The 24,341-nt window shown below is 41.6% G+C and carries 20 protein-coding genes (1 of these 20 cut by a window edge); 2 read left to right on the forward strand and 18 right to left on the reverse strand.

Going from position 1 to position 24,341, the window contains the following annotated elements:
* Nucleotides 1-468: the 5' portion of a helix-turn-helix transcriptional regulator gene (locus NQ503_RS11905; RefSeq protein ID WP_055065944.1), read on the reverse strand. It extends 411 nt beyond the left edge of the window; only the first 468 of its 879 coding nucleotides appear in the window; its start codon is at nt 466-468; its stop codon lies off the left edge, out of view.
* A gap of 137 nt (nt 469-605) precedes the next feature.
* On the opposite strand from NQ503_RS11905, the gene NQ503_RS11910 reads away from it, so the two are divergent.
* Complete coding sequence (locus NQ503_RS11910; protein WP_022387778.1) at nt 606-2,873, forward strand: glycogen/starch/alpha-glucan phosphorylase; 2,268 nt, start codon at nt 606-608, stop codon at nt 2,871-2,873.
* On the opposite strand, the gene NQ503_RS11915 is transcribed toward NQ503_RS11910, so the two are convergent.
* The 12 genes from NQ503_RS11915 to srtB form a co-directional block, all read right to left on the reverse strand.
* On the reverse strand, nt 2,874-4,571 hold the full coding sequence (locus NQ503_RS11915) for an extracellular solute-binding protein (RefSeq protein WP_005424843.1): 1,698 nt from the start codon (nt 4,569-4,571) through the stop codon (nt 2,874-2,876).
* The gene (locus tag NQ503_RS11920; RefSeq protein WP_259892572.1) at nt 4,561-6,264 is read right to left on the reverse strand and encodes a cache domain-containing sensor histidine kinase; all 1,704 of its coding nucleotides are present in this window, start codon (nt 6,262-6,264) and stop codon (nt 4,561-4,563) included. Before NQ503_RS11920 ends, NQ503_RS11915 begins: the two co-directional genes overlap by 11 nt.
* On the reverse strand, nt 6,248-7,777 hold the full coding sequence (locus tag NQ503_RS11925) for a response regulator transcription factor (protein ID WP_005424837.1): 1,530 nt from the start codon (nt 7,775-7,777) through the stop codon (nt 6,248-6,250). The genes NQ503_RS11920 and NQ503_RS11925 overlap by 17 nt, the downstream gene beginning before the upstream one ends.
* 100 nt (nt 7,778-7,877) lie before the next feature.
* Entirely contained in the window at nt 7,878-8,714 is an 837-nt protein-coding gene (locus tag NQ503_RS11930) for a carbohydrate ABC transporter permease (protein WP_055065946.1), read from the reverse strand.
* A complete protein-coding gene (locus tag NQ503_RS11935) occupies nt 8,714-9,568 on the reverse strand; it encodes a carbohydrate ABC transporter permease (RefSeq protein WP_005424829.1) in 855 nt (284 codons plus the stop codon). The genes NQ503_RS11930 and NQ503_RS11935 overlap by 1 nt, the downstream gene beginning before the upstream one ends.
* Nucleotides 9,569-9,686: 118 nt before the next feature.
* Entirely contained in the window at nt 9,687-10,961 is a 1,275-nt protein-coding gene (locus tag NQ503_RS11940) for an ABC transporter substrate-binding protein (RefSeq protein ID WP_005424828.1), read from the reverse strand.
* A 392-nt stretch (nt 10,962-11,353) separates the two neighbouring features.
* Nucleotides 11,354-12,448, reverse strand: coding sequence for an HdeD family acid-resistance protein (locus NQ503_RS11945; RefSeq protein WP_005424825.1), 1,095 nt, complete (start codon nt 12,446-12,448; stop codon nt 11,354-11,356).
* Nucleotides 12,449-12,559: 111 nt separating this feature from the next.
* The gene (locus NQ503_RS11950) at nt 12,560-13,891 is read right to left on the reverse strand and encodes a threonine/serine exporter family protein (protein WP_005424823.1); all 1,332 of its coding nucleotides are present in this window, start codon (nt 13,889-13,891) and stop codon (nt 12,560-12,562) included.
* Between the two features lie 34 nt (nt 13,892-13,925).
* A complete protein-coding gene (locus NQ503_RS11955; protein WP_005424821.1) occupies nt 13,926-14,729 on the reverse strand; it encodes a DUF4866 domain-containing protein in 804 nt (267 codons plus the stop codon).
* Nucleotides 14,730-14,852: 123 nt separating this feature from the next.
* Nucleotides 14,853-15,044 carry a DUF951 domain-containing protein gene (locus tag NQ503_RS11960; protein WP_005424819.1) on the reverse strand — a complete coding sequence of 64 codons (192 nt, stop codon included), beginning with the start codon at nt 15,042-15,044 and terminating at the stop codon, nt 14,853-14,855.
* A 23-nt stretch (nt 15,045-15,067) separates the two neighbouring features.
* Nucleotides 15,068-15,796, reverse strand: a complete 729-nt coding sequence (locus NQ503_RS11965) for an NAD-dependent protein deacylase (RefSeq protein ID WP_022388362.1) — start codon at nt 15,794-15,796, stop codon at nt 15,068-15,070.
* A gap of 2 nt (nt 15,797-15,798) precedes the next feature.
* Nucleotides 15,799-16,695: a class B sortase gene (srtB, locus tag NQ503_RS11970; RefSeq protein ID WP_022388361.1), complete on the reverse strand. Its 897-nt coding sequence runs from the start codon at nt 16,693-16,695 to the stop codon at nt 15,799-15,801.
* A 251-nt stretch (nt 16,696-16,946) separates the two neighbouring features.
* Between srtB and NQ503_RS11975 the strand changes: the two genes are divergently transcribed.
* A complete protein-coding gene (locus tag NQ503_RS11975; RefSeq protein ID WP_055065948.1) occupies nt 16,947-18,179 on the forward strand; it encodes a 6-phosphofructokinase in 1,233 nt (410 codons plus the stop codon).
* Between the two features lie 104 nt (nt 18,180-18,283).
* Here NQ503_RS11975 and NQ503_RS11980 read toward each other — a convergent pair whose 3' ends face one another.
* From NQ503_RS11980 to fba, 5 genes are all read right to left on the reverse strand, one after another.
* On the reverse strand, nt 18,284-19,681 hold the full coding sequence (locus NQ503_RS11980) for a uracil-xanthine permease family protein (protein ID WP_055056311.1): 1,398 nt from the start codon (nt 19,679-19,681) through the stop codon (nt 18,284-18,286).
* A gap of 239 nt (nt 19,682-19,920) precedes the next feature.
* The gene (locus tag NQ503_RS11985) at nt 19,921-21,609 is read right to left on the reverse strand and encodes a S8 family peptidase (protein WP_005424809.1); all 1,689 of its coding nucleotides are present in this window, start codon (nt 21,607-21,609) and stop codon (nt 19,921-19,923) included.
* Between the two features lie 78 nt (nt 21,610-21,687).
* Nucleotides 21,688-22,455 carry a prolipoprotein diacylglyceryl transferase gene (locus NQ503_RS11990; RefSeq protein ID WP_055065949.1) on the reverse strand — a complete coding sequence of 256 codons (768 nt, stop codon included), beginning with the start codon at nt 22,453-22,455 and terminating at the stop codon, nt 21,688-21,690.
* The gene (locus tag NQ503_RS11995) at nt 22,452-23,285 is read right to left on the reverse strand and encodes an arginase family protein (RefSeq protein ID WP_005424806.1); all 834 of its coding nucleotides are present in this window, start codon (nt 23,283-23,285) and stop codon (nt 22,452-22,454) included. The genes NQ503_RS11990 and NQ503_RS11995 overlap by 4 nt, the downstream gene beginning before the upstream one ends.
* Before the next feature lie 93 nt (nt 23,286-23,378).
* On the reverse strand, nt 23,379-24,242 hold the full coding sequence (fba, locus tag NQ503_RS12000) for a class II fructose-1,6-bisphosphate aldolase (protein ID WP_005424805.1): 864 nt from the start codon (nt 24,240-24,242) through the stop codon (nt 23,379-23,381).
* Nucleotides 24,243-24,341: the final 99 nt, after the last annotated feature.

A 24,341-nucleotide genomic window follows, 5' to 3' on the forward strand; every position in this document is an offset into this window, starting at 1 on the left:
AGCATTTTCTTTTGTTTCACACAATTCTTCCATCTGAATAAGACATCTTTTTAATGAATCATAATGCACTTCCTCTGGCTTTATCTGTACCGGAGGAAACAACTTACCTGCTGCAAGCGGGACGAGAAATTCTCCTGCACAGAGATCTGCTGCTCCTTCTCCCAGAAAATCCATTTCAAAGATAATATTTTCGTATTCCATAGAATATCCTTTTATCCTATGAATTGCATGAAGGGTTCCAGGTGTTACTACAAAAATATCCCCCGGTTCTCCCTCAAAGCTTTTTGTTTCGATCTGGATCAGCCCTTTTCCCTTTTTTATATAAATCAATTCCATCTCCTTATGCCAGTGCAAAGGAACCGCCGGAAAATCCAATGGAATCGTACATGGATAAATATTAAACGGAAACAACCGGCTGCCATGCTGTTTTGTTTCCTGATATTTTGTACCACTTTCTTTTTCTTTCATCTATTTCCGCCTCTATGATAGGATAGTATCATTTCTTGCTCGCTTTTGACAAGAAACGACGGACTATCTGTGATATAACTAAAGCAACTTAAGTTAACGAAACTACAACCATTTTATATATGAAAGGAGCAACTCCCATGAGTGAATCTATGAAAACAACACTAAATGAACTTTGCCAAAAGGATATTGCAACTGCTTCCGACGCAGAACTTTATACAGCCCTTCTGAAACTTGTGCAGGAACAGAGTCAGAAACAGATAAAACCAGTAACTGGCAGAAAACTGTATTATATTTCTGCCGAATTCCTGATTGGAAAATTGCTTTCCAACAACCTGATCAACCTTGGTCTGTATGATGAAGTTCGTGAAACACTTGCCAGTATCGGAAAATCTCTTGCAGATATCGAAGAGCAGGAACCGGAACCAAGTCTTGGAAATGGTGGTCTTGGACGACTTGCCGCATGCTTCCTTGACAGTCTTGCAACTTTGGATCTTCCTGGTGATGGTGTCGGTCTTCGTTATCACTGCGGACTTTTTCATCAGAATTTCAAAAACAACATCCAGAACGAAGCTCCTGATTTCTGGCTGACTGACCAGTGTGCTGCCAAAGCTACCGATACAGTATTTCCGGTTTCGCTTGCAGGAAACACCTATTCTGCAAGACTCTACAAACTTCCTGTTACCGGCTATGAAGGCAGAACCAATATGCTGAATCTGTTTGATCTGGATTCTGTAGATGAATCTGTGATCGGTGACGGAATTTCTTTTGACAAAAAAGATATTGCCAGAAACCTTACATTATTCCTCTATCCAGACGACTCCGATGAAGACGGCCGACTGCTTCGTATCTATCAGCAATATTTCATGGTTTCTGCCGGTGCTCAGCTTATTCTCAACGAATGTGCTGCACGTGGATGTAACTATCATGACCTTGCCGACTATGCAGCTATCCAAATCAATGATACACACCCAAGTATGGTAATCCCGGAGCTGATCCGCCTCCTTGAGGAACACGGAATCAGCTTTGATGAGGCAGTTCAGATTGTAACAGATACTTGTGCATATACCAATCATACGATTCTTGCAGAAGCTCTGGAAAAATGGCCACGTCATTATCTCGATACCGTTGTTCCTCAGCTTATGCCAATTATTGAAAAGCTGGATGACATTGCAAAAACACGTACAACTGATTCTTCACTTGCTATCATTGATCAGAATCAGGTCGTTCATATGGCACATATGGATATTCATTTTTCTCACTCCACAAACGGTGTTGCCGCACTGCATACACAGATTCTGAAAGAAAGCGAACTGGCAGGATTTTATCAGATGTATCCGAACAAATTTAATAATAAAACAAACGGCATCACCTTCCGCCGCTGGCTTCTGAAATGTAATCCGGCCCTGACTTCTGAAATTGAATCTCTGATCGGATCTGGTTTCAAAAAAGATGCTTCTGAACTGAAAAAGCTTCTGAATTATACAGACGATGCAGAAGTACTGAAAAAACTCAGTTGTATTAAAAAATCCAACAAAGAAGCACTTGCTTCCTGGTTAGAAGACAAACAGGGAATCAAATTGAACACCAATGCAATGTTTTCCATTCAGTCCAAACGACTTCATGAATACAAACGTCAGCAGCTGAACCTGCTTTTCCTGATTCATGAATACCTGGAGATCAAAGCAGGACATACTCCAGTAACTCCATTAGTAAGTATCTTCGGTGCAAAAGCAGCTCCTGCCTATATCATCGCCAAAGATATCATTCACGCTCTTCTTACCCTGTCACAGGTTATCAGTGCGGACTCTGAAGTTTCCAGATATCTGCAACTTGCATTTGTAGAAAACTACAATGTTTCTGCAGCAGAAAAAATGATTCCGGCATGTGATCTTTCTGAACAGATCAGCCTTGCTTCCAAAGAAGCATCCGGAACCGGAAACATGAAATTCATGCTGAACGGTGCACTGACTCTTGGAACCATGGATGGTGCAAATGTAGAAATTGCCGAAGCTGTCGGAAATAACAATATTTACATCTTTGGTCAGAGCAGCAAGCAGGTTATTCACCGCTATGCAGCCGGTGACTACTGTGCAAAAGACTGGTATGAAGCAGACTCGAACCTTCGTCGTGCCATCGATTTCCTTACCAGTGAAGAAATGCTGAAATATGGAGATGAAGAACATCTGAAACGACTGCAGAACGAACTGATAAATAAAGACTGGTTCCAGACTCTTCCGGATTTCAATGCATACATTGTCCGCAAAGAACAGGCAATGAGTGATTATGCTGTAAATCCGGAAGCATGGAGCCGCAGAACTCTGATCAATATTGCAGAAGCCGGATTCTTCTCCTCAGACAGAACCATCAAAGAGTACGATGACGACATCTGGCATCTCGGAAAATAATCATTCTCCTGGATTAGAGCGGCGAATCTGCTCAGTCAGCTCTTCGCCGCCCTGTTCATACCATTCCTGCACAAAAGTGTCAAAGTAAGTAATTGGTTTTACACCCATGATAATCTGAATGAAAGTGTCTTTTTCAAGCTGCTGAAGAGACTTCGGTATTTCACCGTCTGCATCATCCAGGTATCTTTTGGCTGTTGACCGGTAGTTTCCTTCTATCAACCTTCCAACTGCTGCAAGTCTGGATTCATATGCTGCCCAGTCTTCCGCCGTTTCTGATTTTCCCTGAATAAATTTTTCTGCTGCATCGTAATAAGATTTCTCAATTGCACTTAAACTTTCTTCTTTTCGCATGCCGCTCATTACACTCTGGATATCTTTTGTGATCTGAAACGTCGCCTCGTTATAATCAACATTGATAACCAGCGGTCTGGCTGTCGGTTCTACGTTAAGAGCAAAATAATCATTTACCTCATCCGCATCCTTGGCTTCATATCTGCTATAATCAAACAATACACTGATTATCTTCATTACAATTTCCGGATGCTCATATCCTTTGCGTACAACAACATATTTATTATCCTGAAAAGTATCATATACATTCTGCCAGTCTGTCGACTGTAGATAAAATGGCTGCCAGTTTGCCTCTTTGTCTGTCTCATAAACATCCATCAGTGGATTGTTCGGTGTCCACCACAGGCCAAAAAAAGCTCCACATTTTCCATTTATCACCAGATCTCTGAGGTTATTCTGCGCACGCAATGCAAAGTTCTTATCCAACACGCCACGTTCATAGAGTTCATGAAGATAACTCAGTGCATTTTTTGTTTCTTCTGTTACGGAACCATACACGATCTTACCATTTTGATTTACCCACCTTTGTGGACTGGCTCCAAATTTATCAAAAACAGAATCTACTGAATAATTAGAGCTGGTAGTTCCCACCAGATCTGTATCACAAGCGAGTCCGATCGGGTCTTCTCCATCCTCCGTGCCCATTTTATTCTGGACAAATTTTTCTACTATGTCAAATGCATCTTCCAGTGTTTTCGGATTTTCAAGGCCAAGCTTATCCATCCAGTCCTTACGCAGCCACATCAGACGTGGACCATGATCTGTAACGGTCTCCGGAATTGCCATCAGTTTTCCATTAAATCGCACAGAATCCAGAAGACCGCTTCCATAACTCTCAAACATCTTTTTGATTCTCTCTGAAGTGCAATTCTCATATACTTCGCTCAGATCTTCCACAAGATCATTATCAACCAGTTCTTTGAGTGTTTCTCTGTCCGAAACCACCAGTACATCCGGCAGCGTCTGGTCTTTTACAAGAATATTCACAAATTCATCATATCGATCTTCCCGTTCCATGTAGACACTTTTATTCTGAATATTCAGTATTTTTCTGAGATAACGAGTGTAAGCATTGTCGTCATAGGTATTTCCATCCGGAAGATTTGAATTATTCGCACCACTCATTTGTCCTAAAGTATACGTTACAAGTTCAGGATAAGCACCATAAGGAGTCTGTGCAGCTGTTTCCCAGGTACCGGTACGGACTGTCTCTGTAGATTCCGTATTTTTTTTTGCTGTCGATGATCTTTTCTGATTCAGCTCCTGTAAATCATTGCTGCATCCGCAGACAGCTATAGCTATGATTCCTATCAGAACAACAGGCAGTTTTTTCCATTTACTCTTCATTCTCTCTGCCCTCCTTCGGAAATTTCATAATAACAGTCGTGCCTTCATCCGGTGAACTGAAAATATGAATTCCGTAATTCTCTCCATAAAGAAGCCGGATACGGTCATTTACATTCTTAAGGCCATATCCTTTTGCCTGATAAGTTACCAGTGTTTCTGCTTTTTCCTGTTCCATACCAAGTCCATTATCACGGACAGTGATCTCTACATCATCCCCCTTGCCTTTAAATGACAGGAAAATTTTTTTATCACCATCCTCTTTTTCATCAAGACCGTGTTCGATCGCATTTTCGACAACCGGCTGAAGAAGAAGCTTCGGCATTTTTTCATTTTTTATTGTCGGATCAATATCCCAGTCTACCGAGAAATTATGATCATGCATCGTAAGCTGGATTTCCAGATATGCTTCCATATTCTGAATACAGTTTTCTACCGTAACCACATCTTCACCTTTGCTTAATGCGGTTCTGTAAAAAGTAGAAAGTGCCAGGGTAACCTTACTAATCTCCATCTGATTACTTCGAATCGCCATCCAGTTCATCATCGAAAGTGTGTTATATAAGAAATGTGGATTGATCTGGGCCTGAAGGGCTTTCAGTTCATATTCTTTCAACGCGATCTTATTGACATATACTTCGTCGATCAGGCGGTTAATCTCATCCATCATATTACGGAAACTGTTAACAAGAATTCCTACTTCATCTCCCGAATCACTGTTGACTGTAACTTCACGGCTTCCATGATTTACCCTGTCCATATTTTTCGTCAGTTCTTCAATTTTTCTTGTAAAAATTCTTGAAAATGCCATATCCAGAAACAGAATGATCAGACCACAGGCCGCAATCAGTGGAATCTCTTCCAGCAGCAGTCTTCGTACAGAACCTGATATCGCATCCTGACTCTTATAAAGATAAAATACCCAGTCATTTTCTTCACTCTTGGTCTTTGTATATGCACAGGACTGGCTGATTTTCTGAATCATGGAATCCATTTTTTCAGATTTATCAAATTCCAGATTTGTCAGACCAGTTTTGTTATAAAGAACTGTACCGTTTTTGTCTGCAACAATTCCACCATTTTCCTGCGTGAGAATATTGGTCAGTGGCTGGAAGATTTTATTATAATCCAGAGAAATGCACAGAACTGCATCCAGTTTCTGATCATTATAGATCATACGTACTGCTGCAACTTCTTTACGATCCTGATCAACTTTCCACTGAATACGCACATCATCTTTCAGCCCTTCACTCCACCACTCTTCTTTCATCTTATCAAGCGGAACAAGTGTATACTCATGCTCCACCTGGATACTGTCCGCAAAAAGCTGAATTCTGTTGATCGCGTCATGATATGATTTTGGTACAGACAAAAGTGGATCCGCTATTTCTGTATATTTTTCATACGCCGTATAATTATCGATATTTTTTTCCTTAATAATTTCCTCAATATCTGGTGAATAGGTCAGATAATTGAGAAGGCTGGCATAAACCGCCGTCTGGCTGTCAATGCTTTCTCTGGTCTGTTCCATGATCGACTGCATATCTTCCAGTTCGCTGCTGCGGACCATAGTACTCAGCCTGCTGTGACTGTACCAGGCAAGTACTGTCATCGGTACCAGGCTTGTAACTACAAGAAAGATCGTCAGTTTATGACGATACTTCATATTTTTGAATATCTTACGAAGTCTGTTCATCCTCTCCGGTTCCTTTCCTGTATGATTCCGGACTGCTTCCGTAATATTCCCGGAAACTTCTGCAGAAATAAGAAACATTTGCAAAACCAACACGTTCACTGACCTGTGCCACCTTCATATTGGTGCTGCAGAGAAGTTCTTTTGCCTTCTCCATCCGGAACACACGTATATATCGGTTCAAATTCATGCCGGTCTCTTTTTTGAAGATAAAACTGAGGTATCCGGAAGACAGATAGACTTTTTCTGCCAGCATTTCAAGATTCAGATCTTCCTCATAATGCTGATAGATATAATTTTTGACTGCTGCCACTTCATTTCTAGAACTACTCATAGAACGGTCAAGAAATGCCTCGTATTCCTTGATATTATCTTCAGTCACTTCAAGGATTTCCATGATATTTCTACAGTTATACAATCGTTCTATCTCATGCTCAAGACGCCGCTCTCCAGAAAACTGATTTTCCTGAAACAGTTCCTGAATGACATTCGAGAAAACAAACTTGATATACATTGCTGAATACTTTGTATTATCATGATATTTTTCTTTCAGGCATGCGAAATGCTTTCTCAGCTGATCTGTATCCTTCCGTGTGATGTCTTCTGAGATCATCTGCATGATCTGCGAATCCTGCACTTCTCCCACCGACAGTTTCAGTACATCATCTTCATTTGAGAAAACATGTTTTTCCGGATGATAAAATTTCTCTTCCATCTGCTGTTCCAGCTGCTCAAGGATTTCCGGCAGACACTCACAACCTTCAAATTTACGGCTGACTGCCAGATAAAAACTGTCTCTGTATTTTCGTTTCATAAAATTATAAAGATGATTTGCCACCAGCTGATAATCGCAATATACGTCCTGAAAAAGGAGAAGCGACTGTCTTGCATTCAAATTCAGATAAAAGCATACTCTTCTCAACTCTTTCTGAATTTCCTCTTCCAGAGTCTCTTCAGCCGTATCAAAAAAAGCGACATCGGATTCCAGCAAGATTCCACAATGCCAGCCATTCCATTTTTCCAGATTGATCATATCTTTTGCTTTTTCCAGTGTTTCTAGCTTGCCGGAGTAAAGATAGTTTTGCAGAAAATACTGTTGCAGAAAATTTTTCTCTTTGATCTCACGACTTTCTTTTTTCTTTCTTTGTTCAATCACTTTCTCTGCCTTCTGAATTACTTTATGAAAATCTTCCGGATTCACCGGTTTCAGGATATACTCTGTCACACCATAGCGAATCGCTTCCTGCGCAAAAGTAAAATCACTGTATCCACTGAAAATTATGATCTGCAATGCCGGATTTTCTTCCTTGGCACGTCTTGATAATTCCAACCCGTCCATATGAGGCATTTTTATGTCAGTCAAAACAAGTTGTATGTCCTCTGACCGAATAATCTGCAGAGCCTGTTTTCCGTTCGAAGCTTCAAAAACATTTCTTTCGCCTTCTTCTCTCGAAAGCAGATATTTCAGACCTTCGCGCTCTATTTTTTCATCATCTACAATAAGAACGTTTGTCATAATTTCCCCCTGTTTTGTTTCCTATAATACTTATGATTATAGCACAAAAAGTCTCTGGAAAAAATATTCTTCCAGAGACTTCCATTCTACATAACCAGAATCAGCCTTTTACGGCACCTGCTACAACGCCTTCAATAATGTACTTCTGGCAAACCAGATATACGATGATGATCGGAATGATATCGATCATAATACTTGCCATCATTGGTCCCATCTGTACATGTCCGAAGCTGCCACGGAAATACTGGACTGCCATCGGAATAGTCTTATATTTTTTAATATCAAGAACCAGTGTTGGAAGAAGGTAATCGTTCCATACCCACATCAGTTCCAGGATCGCTGTTGAAATAATTGTTGGTTTTAATATCGGAATTAAAACTTTAAAAAACACCTGTAACGGACTACATCCATCAATCAGAGCTGCTTCCTCAATCTCAAGCGGAATACCTTTTACAAATCCTGTAAACATAAATACCGCCAGTCCTGCACCAAATCCAAGATAAATAATGCAGATATTGTATGGATTATTCAATTTTAAAGTATCTGCAGTTTTTGCCAGTGTAAACATAACCATCTGGAAAGGAACTACCATACTGAACACGCAGAGATAATAAAACATCTTGGACAGTTTTCCATTTACACGAACAATATACCATGCTGCCATTGAACAACATAACATGATAAGAACTACAGACATTACAGAAATTACAAGACTGTACCAGAAAGATTTCAGGAAATCCATCTGAGTAACACTCGCTACAAAGTTTGCAACACCATTCCAAGTTTCACCTGTAGGAAGGCTGAACACTCCAGAAGTAGTAATCGCAGCTTCTTTTTTCAATGAGTTGATAAATATCAAAACAATCGGATACATCCAAAGGACACAGACAATTGTCAGTATGACCGTTGCAACGGAATTTCTTTTTTTATTTTCCATTACTGCTGCACCTCCTTAGATGATGTTGCACGAAGCTGGATCAATGCAATTACAACTACCAGAACAAAGAATACAACAGCTTTTGCCTGTCCAATACCCTTCCATTGAGGTCCGCTTCTTGCATAGAATGTATCATAAATATTTAACGCCAGTAACTGAGACTGTTTTCCAGGATCACCACCGGTCAGTGAGAGGTTCTGGTCGAACATCTTGAAACCATTAGTCAGAGTCAGGAATGTACAGATTGTTACAGATGGCATAATCATCGGAATTTTAATCTTAAACAGAATCTGTCTGCTTGTTGCACCATCGATCTGAGCTGCCTCGATCAGGTCAGGTGATACATTGTTCAGACCTGCAATGTAAATGATCATCATATATCCAATCTGCTGCCACATAAGCAGAATGAGCATACCGATAAAACCATTTTTTGCTGAAAGTGAAAGCAGTGGCTGTCCCCACTTGGAAAGCAGACCATTCAGCAATGTCTGCCAGATATAACCAAGTACAATACCACCGATCAGGTTCGGCATAAAGAATACCGTACGGAATGCATTTGTTCCTCTGTATCCTTTGGTCAGTGCCAGTGCGATAAAAAATGCAAGCACGTTGATCAGAATACTGGATACGAATGCAAATACAACTGTCAGCCAGAAAGAATGACTGAATGTACTATCAAGTAAAATCTTAGAATAATTTGAAAATCCAACAAATGTTACATCCTGCACTGTTGTAAATTTGCAGAATGAAAGATAGATGCCCCAGATAAAAGGCCACAGGAAACCGATTACAAATGCCGCAAAGGTTGGTAATACAAAAACCGGCCACCACTTTTTGATCGTTCTTCCTACCATGATTTTTCTCCTCTTCCCTACTGTTAACAGAAGCTTAAGTTTCTCTGTCTTTTAACTTATAGAAGGAGGCAAGAACCTCTGCCTCCTCCCATAAACAACATGTTATTTTCTATTCTGATTATTCAGAAAGAGCTTTTTCTGTAGCCCATCCATCAACGAATGCGCTAACTACTGCATCCCAGTCACCTGTGCCTGCTGCATATGCTGTAAGAGCTGTACCAAGACCATTCTTCCACTCTTCAGATGGCATTGTTGTGAAGTTCCATGATACAGGTGTAAGACCAGCTTCTGTGTACTCAGCATCCTGTTTTACAAATACGTTTGTAGGAGCAACTGCTGTTTTGAAAGGAATTGTGAATCCCATGTCTTCAGACATAGATTTTGTTCCTGCTTCAGATGTTACACACCAGTTCATGAAATCCAGAGTTGCCTGAACATCTTCTTCAGATGCATTCTTATTTACACACCAGTAGTTTTCTGTACCAGTTGCAAGTCCCTCGTTCTCATCGTCAACGCCGAAGTAGATCGGGATCATAGCAAGTTCATCATCGCTGTATGTCTTAGCGAGTTCTGCATATTCCCAGGAACCATTCTGATAAAATACTGCATCTCCATTTACAAATTCATTTCTGGAGTCATCAGCTGTTTTAGCTGAAAGTTCGCTTCCATCGCATGTAGAATCTGTAATGTACAGATCAAATACATTCTTATACTGATCAAGATATGTTCCTTTGATTGCTTCTGTATCATCGATTCCATCTGCTTTGTATTCATAGTAGATTGGAAGGTTTGCAAGATGTGTTTTGAATCTCCAGTCAGAGGATCCGTCCATACCTGCTGAGGTGAAAGCACCTTTTACACCAATTTCATCTTTACGTGCCTGAATGTCGTCTGCTACTTTTTTGAGGTCATCAAAGCTCTTGATATCATCCAGAGTATATCCTGCTTTTTCAAGTAATGTTTTGTTTGTGATAAGTCCGTAAGATTCAATTACATATGCGATACCAGCTACAGCATCTCCATCTTTCAGTTCATACGCATCAGATGTAAGTTCTTTTGTAATATCTGCATCTTTCAGATCGTAGCAGTAATCTTTCCAGTTTTTAAGGCCAACCGGTCCATTTACCTGGAACAGTGTCGGTGCATCGCTCTTTGCCATTTCTGACTGAAGAGTTGTCTCATACTGTCCGGATGCTGCTGTAACTACTGTTACATCTGTTCCTGTTTCTTCTGTGTAAGCTTTTGCCAGGTTCTGCCAGGCTTCATCCTGCTCTGGTTTGAAGTTGAGGTAGTAAACCTTTCCGCCTCCGTCTGCCATAACCGGTACTGACGGGATCATTGTAGCTGCCATTAAAGCTGCCATGCTCATTGCTGTAATTTTTTTCATTTTCATAGTGATTGTCCTCTCCTTTACTTGTAAGATTTGTTCTTTCTTAAGCTGTCTTTATTATAGTTTTTGTTGATTTTTTATACCATGATAAAAAATCAAGAAATGTGTTCTTTTTTTCAGAAGAGTTTTATATTTTTTTATAAAAATATTTATAAAGGGGATCTATGAAAAATTTATTTCATTTAGAAAATGAAGAAAGTTATACTTTGGAATGTATGGAAACCGCAGAAGGGACTTACCAGTCCCCTCTGCACACCCCTGGGCGGGATGATATATGAAGTTTTGTTTAAGACGGGAGCTTAGAAAATAAACCAGGTTATTCAGATAAGAAGATTATGGTGAGGGTGTCTGGTTCTTCGTAATTGGAATGGGAAGGTTGTGCCGAAAAGAAAAAGTCAGTCTTCTTTTTTATTATGTTTACGTTTGCGGGAGAACCTTCCAAGAAGGCTCTCATCTTTTGTGTCGGAGAGATCATCATCTGTGATCGTTGGCTCGGATACAACATATGCGCCTCTGCCGGCTGGTGGTGTATCGTTCTCCTGTCCGGTTATTGTACCTGTCGGTGCTTCTACTGATGTCTCATTTTCGTTTTCCTGTTCAACATCAAGTGACTCTTCCATCTCGGAAACTTCTCTATCCGCTTCTTCTTTACAGAAACCTTCCTGGCTGGCATTTTCCATACCTGCGGATTCTTTTTCTTCAAGGCACTCTGAAAATGCATCCTCTGTCACATCATCACTCTCTGACATTGTGCCTTCCATTTCTTCTGTACGCTCTTTTGGAGCTGTAGAATCCGTTTTCTTACGGGAACTCCATGGTGCATATTCCGGTTCCGGTGCAATCGGTTCTTCCGGCTGTACGGAAGCTTCTGTATCCAGATCATCTGTCTCACCGCTATCTTCACCAGAAATAATCTCGCCATCTGCATCCACTGCTTCCACATCCTGTTTGATTTCTTTCAGACCTTTTCTCAGAAGAATCAGATAGATCATATCAATCACACCATTACAGAGGAATATCCATCCGGCAAAGATTACCGTGTATTTCACCATTGTAAATGGTTTTACTACCAGTGAAATACCAAGTGCAATGAAAATAATGCTTCCCAGAAGAAGGAACTTCCAGGAGTCTGCACCACGTTTTTTGAGTTTCAGGCTTCCCTTCAGTGACCAGATGCTGTCCACCAGAATAAATGTGCCAAGCAAAATCGGGAGAAGCTTGACAACAATCTGCGGGTTCATAAACAGGAAGATTCCAAGTACCATCAGAACACCACCAGAAAACAGATCAAAAATCGTGGAATTCAGTTTTTCCGCCACATAGATCAGGATATGATACAAACCTACCAGAATCAGCAAAATTCCAAATACAAACTTACATATTACATTCACAGTACTGACCGGCATAAATACCAGACATGCACCAAGGGCTATGTATATGATTGATGTTACAATCTGCCCTTTTAAAAAGTTATTGATTTTTTCCCACATTGGTATCTGCTCCTTTCGTCCCAATGGATTTCATAAAAACAGTATACCTTTTTTCGACCAGTCCGTCTATAGGACATTCTGTGCAGGATGTCCTTATTTCATGTCCTTATTTCATGTACAATACCGGAATGTTTTATCAGTCAGTATCCTTGCAAAGATCAGTCCCAGGGGAAGGGCTGCTATGATCAGGATTGCTGCCGCAAACCAGGAAGCAGCAACAGAAAGTGACATAATCCCAAGATTATAAAATCCTCTATACAGATACAAACCCGGAACCATAATGACAATTGAAGGAACCGTCAGGGAGATTCTCGGGTATCCTACTTTGTTTTTAATCAGGGATGCAAGGATTCCTGCAGTTAATGCACCGATGAACGCTGCTGCAGCCGGTGGAATAGCTGACAGATCCACAAGTTCCAGTCTGAGTGTATTTGCAACAGCCCCGATCATCGCTGCCGTTGCTGCCAGCCTTACCGGACTGTTAAACATAACAGAAAAGCCAAATACCCCGCAGAAACTTGCTATCAGGTGAAGTACTATCCACATTCCTACTGGCATGGACATCTTAATAAAGTCTACCGGCTGCAGGTGAAGAAGCAATGCCATGATCCAGGCAGCCATTGTTGCCACCAGAACGACGATCAGCGCATACATCAAACGTTCTGTACCCGATCTCATATCCAGCTTGGCAAGGTCAATCCCACTGGTAATAAACGGAAATCCCGGAATGATAAACAACATGGCACATATATAACCGGCCTCATGCTGTACCGAAATGCCAAACAGCATTTCGCCAATCTTCAAAAATCCTGCATAAACAAGGCAGGCCAGAGAAACCGACGATACAATGCATAAAAACAGGGTAAAATGATGTTTTGTCAGTTTGCATCGGAGAAAATTGCCAAATCCGGCACCTACAAAAGCGCAGAACATTTCAATAAAACCACCGCCGAGTAAAAAAGTAAATCCACAGCACGCAAGTGCCGCAGCGAATCCAAGTGCAATCGGGGAGTAAAGTCCATGAATTCGTTCAATATCATCCAGCAGCGTATGCAGTTCTTCTCCTGACATGTCTTTTCCATCAATTTCAAATTCCCGGATAAAATGTTCCAGACGATTCAGTTTTGATGTGTTTACTCCTGTATTAGTGAGACAAAGGGACTGGGTAAAGCCCTCCTCACCATCAAAACAGGTATACTCAATCGACATCAAACCAATATCTGCGGTACAGGTAATTCCCATAATCTCAGCCAGGGTATTCATCGAACTTCTGACTCGCCATGCACCTGTTCCACAGGACAGAAACATAATCCCCACTCGTCCGATGATTGATGCTTTTTCTGTCAGACTCGCCTGCGTGACCGGAATATCAGCACCATTTTCATCCGTATATTCGTGCCAGGCAATGTCCATGTGATTTTTTCTGATCACCGGTTGCATCATATACACATCCCAACTGCTTTATTCTTTTTCAAAATCATTTTTCCAGCACCTTCATTTCTGACAGAATCGCTTCCCTGCATCCCAGTCCGATACCATTCGCAAGTTCAATATTCTTTTCCATTTCTCTTTCAAAATGACAGAATGGCAGGAAGATTCCCAGTTTGCTGGTGTGTTTTTCAATTCCATGCTCGTCACGTTTACCATAATACATCAATGCACGTGGCAGCTCCTCCTGTAATTTCATCAGATATTCCCAGACTATTGCATATATTTTTTCTTCATTGATTTCCAGATCTACAGACTGAGGGAATTCGAAGAGTAAAAGGATTCCTGTATGTTCCGCATTCCGTATTGTCTCAATCTCTCCGTTCTGAGTATATCCATGACTTTCACGAAATCCATCTGCCATATACATACGGTAGTCTGGAATCTCATCCTGCTCTTCAAAGAGTTTATGGAACATCTTATACTTCTTTTCATAGATATGATTTTTTGATTCATCCAGAAGGTTTCCGTTTTCATCTGTAAGGAATATTGGATTCTCCACCCCTTTGTCATTAAAACGGATTGGAATCAGAAAAGAATTCCGGAGAAGATCAAATACACTGTTATTGCAGACTGCCATCATAAATGCAGAAAGATCTTTATTTTCATAAGCGTTGAATAAAGCCGCAGCAAAGACCGTTCCCGGAATGTCCGTTCCTGCACCCTCACTCTCTTCTGCTGACGGAATCGCTGCAAAAAATGTATCTTTTAAACGTTCGCAGGCACGTGGATTCTTCAGGATCTCGTCAAAAATCTGTTCCGCTTTTTCTTCTCTTGGAAATATTGTGCTCATAATAAAGCCTCCTTTGTGCCTTATTATAGGAGTACACCTGCAGAATGTAAAATTCATCTCTTCTATATTAAATATAACGAACTTGGATTATATCTTCTTTATTCTTTTCTGTAAAGAACTTTTTTAGTTTTCCTTTTTTTTCAGATTCTTCGTATTCTTTTCTACCATCTTACGTGGAACCATGATCATATGTCCACACCCCATGCATTTCAGACGAAAATCTGCACCCACTCGCAGGATTTCCCATTCCTTGCTCCCACATGGATGTCCTTTCTTCAGGGTAACAATATCTCCTACATCGTAGATAAGTCCCATGTCTTTCTTTTCTCCTCGTAATATTATTTGTTCACTTTTATCTGTGAGAAAACCTGTCCGATCGGCTCTTTGATAAGAAGGTCCGCATTACGGTCTCTCGGCGTGGAAGATTTGTTGATCACAACAAGTGCCTCACCACGGAAGTAATCGATTAGTCCGGCCGCCGGATAGACTGCCAGAGAAGTTCCACCGATGATAAGTACCTGTGCCTGCGAAATAGCTCTCACAGATTCTTCGATCGTATCGTTATCCAGTCCTTCCTCATAAAGTACCACATCTGGTTTGATCATTCCGCCACACTCGCAACGTGGTACTCCTGTACTGTGTTTCATATATGCAAAATCGAAAGATTTTCCACAGCGCATGCAATGATTGCGGTAAACACTTCCATGAAGTTCCAGAACTTTCTTACTTCCTGCCATCTGGTGAAGATTATCAATATTCTGTGTGATGACCGCTTTTAGTTTGCCAGCCTCTTCCAGCTCTGCCAGTTTCAGATGAGCCGCATTCGGCTTCGCAGTATCACAGAGCATTTTATCCCTGTAAAATTTGTAAAATTCCTCCGGATGATTCAGAAAGAATGTATGACTCAGGATCGTCTCCGGTGGAAAATCATATTTCTGATGATACAGTCCGTCCTGGGAACGGAAATCCGGGATCCCACTCTCCGTCGATACACCTGCTCCTCCAAAAAACACAATGTTGTCATGCTGATCGATCAGTTCCTGCAGTTTCACGATTTTTTCATCCATGATCATCCCTCCTGTACAGTCACACTGTCTACCGATGCAGCATCACTGTTAGCACTTCCCGCATTCTCACCACTTCCGTCATCCTCGGCATTGACTCTTTTTCCCTGTACAACAAATCGTGTAGATTCATTTCCTGTACAGGTAGACAGTGTTACAATCTTATCTTTGATCGTCAGTTCAGTATCTTCTGTTTTAATATCCGAATAGCTCTTGATCTTTTTCAGATATTCTTCAAATTCCTCTCCAGGGCCTTTGAACAATGTATATGTGTCACTGTTCACTCCAGTCGTATATGCGGATATGATCTCATACCGATAATTCTTATCCGGAGTCAGAATCCAGAAGTATCTGTCATTGTTATACAGCTTTTCATCTTCCGTAAACTTCTTCAGATGTCCGAACATTGATCCATTTTTCATGTTATGTCCGTAGACCAGTGTATTACAGTCATTGAAATCTCTGCCATTTTCGTAATCCACAAAGATCGTTCCTGCAAAATTATAATTCTTCTCATAGGTCTGATGAAGATATGTCTGATTGTCCTTTCCCTGCACGATCGGATAACTGATATCCGGCAGTGCATCTACGTAGATCCAGCCAATCACATCATCATTTATACTCTTCAGTTTTTCAAAATCAACATCTATTGGCGGTTTCGGCTGTGCGTCCGGTCCTGCCACTTCCGTACTGTCCGGATCACGTTCTGTAACCGCCATTTCTTCAATTGAATTATACTCATTCGTTCCTTTTCTGTATTCTGTATAGATATGATACAGATTGTAGGCTGCATAACAGAACACTGCGATTGCCACAACCAGTGCTATCGTAAGAATCACATCACTTTTCTTTTTTTTCTTCTGTTCAGGCTGTTCCTGTGTACCGTTCTTGTTTTCTTCCATAATCATACTCCTCGTAAAATGGCTTATTCTTATGCTGGAAACACATCCCCTCCAGTATGTACCTGCATGTTTTATATTATACCATATTCTTCTGCACTGTACGTAATCAAATCATTTCTTTTATTTTTTTATCATCTTATCACTTTTGCGAAAAAATGGCTATGAGATTTTCAACAGATATGATAAAATGAACTCATTGTCGTTACTGTACACAGTAACCTATTATCAGTCCAATCGGAGGTATATAATCAATGGCAAAAAAAAATCTTATCGTCGGACAGTCCGGTGGACCGACTGCCGTCATCAATAGCAGTCTCTACGGTGTCGTTTCTGAAGGTCTCTCCCATCCTGACACGATCGAACATGTATATGGTATGGTAAATGGTATCGAAGGCTTTTTAAATGACTGTATTCTTGATTTCGAAGAAGCTCTTCCGGGCGAAGATCTGAACGGACTCAAATCAACTCCGGGCGCCTATCTTGGTTCCTGTCGTTACAAGCTTCCGGAATCTCTGGAGGATCCGGTCTACCCGGCTCTTTTTAAAAAATTTGAAGAATTAAATATCGGCTGGTTCTTCTATATTGGCGGCAATGATTCCATGGATACCGTCAGCAAACTTTCACGCTATGCCGAACACATCGGAAGTTCTATCCGCGTAATTGGAGAGCCCAAAACCATCGACAATGATCTTGTACACACCGATCATACTCCCGGCTTCGGAAGTGCCGCGAAATATGTCGCTTCCACTGTCCGCGAGATCACAACCGATGCCAATGTATATGAAAAGAAATCTGTAACGATCATCGAGATCATGGGACGGCATGCCGGATGGCTGACTGCCGCCAGTGCACTGGCCCGCAAATACGATGGAGACAATCCGCTGTTTATCTATCTTCCGGAAGTTGCTTTTGATCAGGATGTCTTCCTTAAGGATCTGGAGAAAGCATTCGAAAAGAACTGTAATCTGATCGTATGTGTCTCCGAGGGAATCCATGACGCAGATGGTACTTTTATCTGTGAATATGACAGTTCCGTAGGAACCGATACTTTCGGTCACAAAATGCTTGCAGGCTGCGGCAAATATCTCGAAAATCTGGTACGCAGCCGTCTCGGTGTCAAAGCCCGTTCCGTTGAACTGAATGTCAGTCAGCGCTGCTCTGCATCTCTGATTTCTGCCACAGACCAGAAGGAAGCCATAACTGCAGGAAAGTTTGGTGTTCAGGCTGCTCTTAACGGTGAAACAGGCAAAATGGTATCTTTTATCCGCCAGACAGACTCTGAAGGTAATTATCAGATGGTATGCGGACTTGAAGATGTCAACGCAATCTGCAATGAAGAAAAAACAGTTCCACTTACATGGATCACTTCTGACGGACATGATGTCACAGAAGATTTCATCCGTTACGCCCGTCCGCTCATTCAGGGAAATATAGAGGTTCCTCTCGGCGAGGACGGTCTGCCAAAATTCGTATACCGAAAATAAAATGCATCCTCTCGGAGCGTTTGGGGCTTTATTGGAATATTACAAAGTAATTTCTTATAAAGTCCAAAATCTCCACTCCCGATTGACAGAGAGTGGAGATTTTATTATTCCTGTTCAAATTCTTCATGATCCTGCTGGATCTTTTCTTTTACTTCTTTCTTTAATTCTTTTTCGTGTTTTTTTTCATCGCGGCTCTTCGGAAGAATAATATTCAGAACAACAGCGATCAGCGTTGCAAGCACCACCGGTGATTTTCCAAAAATAGTAGTTACCCAGTCCGGGAAACTGGCAAGTGCAGCAGATGCCTGAGAGACACCAACTCCAATTGCAGCGGCAAGTCCGACAATGGAAGAATTTCTGTAATCCATTTCTGCTGATGCAACCAGCTTCATTCCTGTCATAGCTATCGAAGCAAACACAGAAACAGTTGCTCCTCCGAGTACACATTGCGGAATAGTGGTAAGAAGTGCCGAAAATTTCGGTACGATTCCGGCAACTCCAAGAATTGCTGCAGCCAGTCCAAGTACCCAGCGATTGATAACTTTAGTCGTTGTTACGATACCAACATTCTGACTGTAAGTCGCTGTCGGAAGTCCTCCGAGCAATGCCCCCAGAATATTTGTCACGCCATACGCCATGATGCCGTTCTGCAGTTCTCTGTCCTCCGGAACTCTGTCCATTGCTCCAATCGTTGTCGCAGAGTAATCTCCGATGGCCTGTACAGAATTAATGGCAAACAGAAGCCCGATCGCAACGCATGCAGAAATCTCAAAATGGATTCCAAAATGCATAAACTGTGGAAGCTGAAATACTTTTGCTTCTCCGACACTTGAAAGATTTACCATTCCAAAAGGAATCGACACCACATATCCTACGAGAATACCGATCAGTATCGAAGCAAGCTTCAGGATTCCCTTTCCAAAATGATTCAGTGCAGTAACAACGGCAAGAGTCAGAAAAGCAACCACCCAGTTCTGCCATGAACCATAATCAGGGTTACTTGTTCCGCCCGCCATATAGTTAATTGCTGTCGGATACAGGGAAAGTCCAATGGTAAAGACAACTGTTCCTGTGATCAGTGGTGGAAAAAATACCCGGATTTTTTTTACCAGGATTCCCATAACAAAAGCAACAATGCCACCTATGATCTGCGCACCAAGAATCGAACTGATTCCATAACCTTCTGCAATTGCCTGCATACTTGGTACATAAGCAAAACTTACCCCCATGATCATCGGCAGTCCTGAACCTAAAGTAAAACCATTCTTCTTTCCAATCGGAAAAAGCTGAATCAGGGTTGACAATGCGGATACAACCAGAGATGCCTGTATCAGGATGACTCTGTCTTTTGCACTCAGGCTATTTCCGCCAACAGCACCTGCCACAATGATTGCCGGTGTTACACATCCTACGATCATGGCAACGACATGCTGTAGTGCTAGCGGAAGTGCTTCCTGAAACTTCGGGATACCATTCAGTTCAAAAATACTACCTCTTTTCATGATTCCTCCTGCCCGGTTTTCAATATTGTTTTCTCATCTGTGTATTGAAAATCCTTTTTCTGACTGTAATTGCTCGAACAGTCTTATTTTTTTAGTAATTATAACAAATTTAAGGCTCAAAAACAATTCGTAAGCCTTAAATATTTTGCTGTCATAGATACTAAAGTTTACTGTCTTTTTTTGTATACTTTTTCTCAATACTCAAATTAGCTAAACAATATTTAACCAATCCTATCTTCTCACGTCAGCAACTCAAACGTATGATACAAGTCTACTCTGCCATATCCCCAGTCCGGGTTGGGATAGACCTCCCCAGCCTCTCGCACTGCACCTCTGCTCAGATAGTGTTTTACACTGTTTCCAGTAAAATATGGCTCATTTCCCCGGACCAGTGCCCACTCAAAAAGGAGTGCTGCGATCCCCGCCGTCTGTGCGGCTGCAAGACTTGTTCCGGTAGCCGGTGCAAACTCCTTTCCCGGACCGATTGAAGCCGTCAGAATTCCTACCCCTGGAGCAGCAAAATCGGGTTTTACGATATTTTCTGCATTGTATCCACGGCCTGCCTGAATGAACAGGCTGTTATCCCGATGCTGATATGCTGTGACGGTCATCGCATCTTCAGTATCTCCAGGAGCAGTGACCGTATAATCCGGTGATGACTGCAAAAAATAGGTTTCATCAGAAATCATCCCTCTTACCGGAAGCCATATATGAAACCTGCTTTTTCCCGGTATTTTCTCTTCCACCAGAAACTTCCAGATTCCCGATGCTGGATGCTGAAATCGAATAAAGATCAGCGTGTTTCCTGTTCTTCTTTCAATTGGCACATAATTCACCAGTACTTTTGTTTCTACAAATACAAAAGACAGTTCCTGCGTTCTGTTCTTTAAAGCTGTGCTGACTGACAGTTTTTCCCCTGTCGGTGACTGAATCGTCATATAATAAGAACCGGGAGAGTCTCCCCAGAATTCTGTCATAAATCCTCTGGCACTCTCCCGGTCACCAACTCGTAGTTCTACAGTATCTTCTGTATCATTCGGTCCAAATTCTCTCAAATAATGGTGTCTGGCCGTTCCTTCATTTCCGGCAGGAACAGATACTGCGTTCTGTGTAAATGCTGCAATACTGTTTATATATTCATTCAACGGTCCCTCTCCCTGATGTGCCCCCATACTTGTTCCAAGACCTATGCAAATGGAAAGTGGCATCTGCTGTTCCTGGGCGATAAACAGCACATAAGAAATTGCCAGCATAATATCATCTTCCTGAAAAATATCGATATCTCGCGGTAAAAGATAAAAATCCCGAAGATAATTTTTTGCCTGCTTCAGCTTCACAATTACAATTTCTGCCTCTGGCGCTGCCCCGCAAAAATTATCTTTTTCAATCCGATATCCGGCAGCCGTTGCTGCACTTCTCGTCCCATGTCCATTTGTATCACTGGAAGGCACAATTTCCCAGGGATTTTCTGATGCTAGAGCCTGTTCGATCTGTTGTCGGCCGAACTCTCTGCCAAACGGAATTCTGCCATCCGCTCCGCCTTCCAGTGTTTGATCCCAGATACTAAAAATCTTACTTTGCACGCCATTATGAAATGCCGGATGAAGATAATCGATTCCGGAATCAATAACCGCAACCAGAGTTCCCTTTCCCTGTAATTTGAGATATGGATGATTATGCAGCCTTGTCACCCCAGATGTACTCAATGCACCTGTATCCATATATGTATAGCACCGTGGTATGGATGAGTAGGAATAACTACTCAGTTCCAGTTCCGGCACCTCCTGCATCGGTACATACAAAATCCCGAACAGATCATTTACGATCTGAAAGGTCTCATCAGACTCATAATCAAAACCACCATGTGTATTCTGTTTATATCGGATAATAAAATTTTCATACTGTTGATTCTGTGCCGGTACAGGCATTATACTCACGCTCCGGTCATTTCGGTCTTCCCTATCAGCCTATGAATACAGATCATTTTTTATGACAATCAAATGCTTTTATAGATCGGTTGCTGTTTTCTTCTTTGATCGGATCACCAGTATCAGTATTCCTGCCACCAGGATAAACAAACTGATAAACTGCGAAGTAGAAAGCATTCCTACACTTCCTCGAATCAGATCACCCCGGAAAAATTCCAGGACAAACCTGCCGATGCTGTAAAAGATCAGATAGCAGGCAGCCACCTGTCCATCCTTTTTTTTATGACGTGCAATATAAAGAAGGATTCCAAAATGCAGAAAATCCAGCACACTGGAATAAATCTGTGTCGGAATCAATGCCACATGGTTCGGTGCAAAATCCGAATTCTGGAATGTAATAGAAAATATGCTATTTGTCTCACGGCCATAGCAACAGCCTGCCAACAGACATCCAATCCTTCCAAATCCCTGTGCAAGTGCTACAGATGGCATCACCAGATCAAAATATTTCCAGAAATCTGTCTTTTTGATAAAGCAATACAGACAGCCTGCCAGAATCCCGCCGATAATACCTCCATATACAACAAATCCATCTGAAATCGTATCCAGAATATAATGTGGATCCTGTACAATACTTTTCCATTCCGTGATCCAGAATAAAATCTTTGCACAGAACAGTCCTCCCAACAGGCACCAGATCACAAGAGAAAATACATGCTCATGATCCAGTTTCTGTTTCTCTGCACGTCGATTCGTAATAATCCATGCAGCGATCACGCCCACTGCAATCATGAATCCATATCCATATACCGTCAGTGGTCCTATAGTAAACAGTTCATTTCTCATATATCCTGTCTCCTCTCCCGGATCTGCGGAAAGTATTTTTTCCACAATTCAAGAAGTTTCTGATTCGCCCTGTCATTCAATAGATTTCTCTCGCATGCATCAGGATCACATTCTCCACAGATATCCATTCCCAAAATCTGCTGTTGTTGCAGCACGATTTCCAGAAACTTTTGAAGTTTCTCAAGGCTCATATCACCCTGGCTCCATGTTGTTGACGCATCTGCTGTACACAGCACATCTTTATCCACGGAAATATACATTGGAAGATCTGCACGCAGATTCCTGAAAAATGTATTCTTTTCCTCACCTGTCATTGCCAGCAACTTTTCTCTGGACAAAAACTGTACTTTCTGCTGAAATTCCGGTTCAACCTGCATATAGGCCTCTTCATCCGGTCCAACAAGAATTACCTCTTGCAGCATCGGTACTTCTTCCAAAGATGCCGCAATCCATCCACCACAGGATAAAAGGCCTCCAAAGGCCGGCAGTTGCATATCCGTATGATTATCAAATACCAGAAGCCGGAATGGATGTTCCATCTTTGACAGCCACAGCCGGCTTACATAATGATAATTTCCTGAGTCAATGAAATGTATGCCATTTCCCGTATAGTTCTTTATATCATCCAGTATCCGGTTTTTCGCTTCCTCATCACAGTAACAGTTACTTCCCGGTAAATCCTGTACCTCCAACCAGGATATATCTTCCTGCATTTCTGCATGGTTCCGGTAAAACTGCTGTTCTTTGTAAATTCCGGAAAAATTCATGATCACAATTTCATTGTTCTCTGTTCTGTTTTGTTCTTTATTAATAGTCTTATTTTCTGCCATAGAAACATCTTACCATGAAAATGCCAAAAAAGGAACCAGTGTCCGGAGACACTGATTCCTTTATTCTTTTCCACCTTATAAAAAGTGTACTTCTCAGGCTTTGTTAACGGATCCGAAAAGTTCCATTTTTTCTTTAACTGTAGCTTTGATTGCTTCAGTTCCTGGAGCAAGAAGTTTACGTGGGTCAAATCCTTTACCCTGCTCGTCCTTGCCTTCTTCGATATATTTACGTGTAGCTGCTGCGAATGCAAGCTGGCATTCTGTATTAACATTGATCTTGGATACACCAAGGTCGATTGCTTTCTTGATCATGTCTGCCGGGATACCTGTACCACCGTGAAGTACAAGTGGCATATCTCCTGTCAGCTTCTGGATAGCATCCAGTGTCTCAAAGCTCAGACCTTTCCAGTTAGCCGGGTATTTACCGTGGATGTTACCGATACCTGCTGCAAGGAAGTCGATACCAAGATCTGCAACCATCTTGCATTCCTTAGGATCTGCACATTCACCCATACCTACTACACCATCTTCTTCGCCACCGATAGAACCAACTTCTGCTTCCAGAGACATTCCATGCTCTGCAACGATCTTAACCAGTTCTTTTGTTTTTTCTACGTTCTCTTCGATCGGATAATGGGAACCATCAAACATGATAGATGTGAAACCGGCTTCTACGCATTTCAGGCATCCTTCGTAGCTGCCGTGATCCAGGTGAAGTGCAACCGGAACTGTGATATTGAGTTCCTCGAGCATTCCTTTCACCATACCAACAACAGTCTTATAACCTGTCATGTATTTTCCTGCACCTTCGGATACACCAAGGATAACCGGAGAGTTGAGTTCCTGTGCTGTAAGCAGGATTGCTTTTGTCCACTCAAGGTTGTTAATGTTGAACTGACCTACTGCATAGTGACCAGCTTTTGCTTTTTTCAACATTTCTGAAGCGTTTACTAACATGATAAATTCCTCCTAATCTTTTTGGGTGGTATTACCAAACCCAAATTATAAGTCTAGTTTAACAGATTAAATCTGTTTCGTCTACTATAATCGTGCAAA

The sequence above is a fragment of the Blautia obeum ATCC 29174 genome, assembly GCF_025147765.1.
GTDB lineage: Bacteria > Bacillota > Clostridia > Lachnospirales > Lachnospiraceae > Blautia_A > Blautia_A obeum.

Coding starts and splice junctions, on each gene's coding strand:
- NQ503_RS11940 (WP_005424828.1), bottom strand. CDS start 10,961: ATGAAAATGAAAAAAATTACAGCAATGAGCATGGCAGCTTTAATGGCA.
- NQ503_RS11955 (WP_005424821.1), bottom strand. CDS start 14,729: ATGAGCACAATATTTCCAAGAGAAGAAAAAGCGGAACAGATTTTTGAC.
- NQ503_RS11995 (WP_005424806.1), bottom strand. CDS start 23,285: ATGGCAGAAAATAAGACTATTAATAAAGAACAAAACAGAACAGAGAAC.
- NQ503_RS11930 (WP_055065946.1), bottom strand. CDS start 8,714: ATGGAAAATAAAAAAAGAAATTCCGTTGCAACGGTCATACTGACAATT.
- NQ503_RS11910 (WP_022387778.1), top strand. CDS start 606: ATGAGTGAATCTATGAAAACAACACTAAATGAACTTTGCCAAAAGGAT.
- NQ503_RS11920 (WP_259892572.1), bottom strand. CDS start 6,264: ATGAACAGACTTCGTAAGATATTCAAAAATATGAAGTATCGTCATAAA.
- NQ503_RS11960 (WP_005424819.1), bottom strand. CDS start 15,044: ATGGGACTTATCTACGATGTAGGAGATATTGTTACCCTGAAGAAAGGA.
- srtB (WP_022388361.1), bottom strand. CDS start 16,695: ATGGAAGAAAACAAGAACGGTACACAGGAACAGCCTGAACAGAAGAAA.
- fba (WP_005424805.1), bottom strand. CDS start 24,242: ATGTTAGTAAACGCTTCAGAAATGTTGAAAAAAGCAAAAGCTGGTCAC.
- NQ503_RS11965 (WP_022388362.1), bottom strand. CDS start 15,796: ATGGATGAAAAAATCGTGAAACTGCAGGAACTGATCGATCAGCATGAC.
- NQ503_RS11945 (WP_005424825.1), bottom strand. CDS start 12,448: ATGTGGGAAAAAATCAATAACTTTTTAAAAGGGCAGATTGTAACATCA.
- NQ503_RS11985 (WP_005424809.1), bottom strand. CDS start 21,609: ATGCCTGTACCGGCACAGAATCAACAGTATGAAAATTTTATTATCCGA.
- NQ503_RS11915 (WP_005424843.1), bottom strand. CDS start 4,571: ATGAAGAGTAAATGGAAAAAACTGCCTGTTGTTCTGATAGGAATCATA.
- NQ503_RS11980 (WP_055056311.1), bottom strand. CDS start 19,681: ATGAAAAGAGGTAGTATTTTTGAACTGAATGGTATCCCGAAGTTTCAG.
- NQ503_RS11990 (WP_055065949.1), bottom strand. CDS start 22,455: ATGAGAAATGAACTGTTTACTATAGGACCACTGACGGTATATGGATAT.
- NQ503_RS11950 (WP_005424823.1), bottom strand. CDS start 13,891: ATGATGCAACCGGTGATCAGAAAAAATCACATGGACATTGCCTGGCAC.
- NQ503_RS11925 (WP_005424837.1), bottom strand. CDS start 7,777: ATGACAAACGTTCTTATTGTAGATGATGAAAAAATAGAGCGCGAAGGT.
- NQ503_RS11935 (WP_005424829.1), bottom strand. CDS start 9,568: ATGGTAGGAAGAACGATCAAAAAGTGGTGGCCGGTTTTTGTATTACCA.
- NQ503_RS11975 (WP_055065948.1), top strand. CDS start 16,947: ATGGCAAAAAAAAATCTTATCGTCGGACAGTCCGGTGGACCGACTGCC.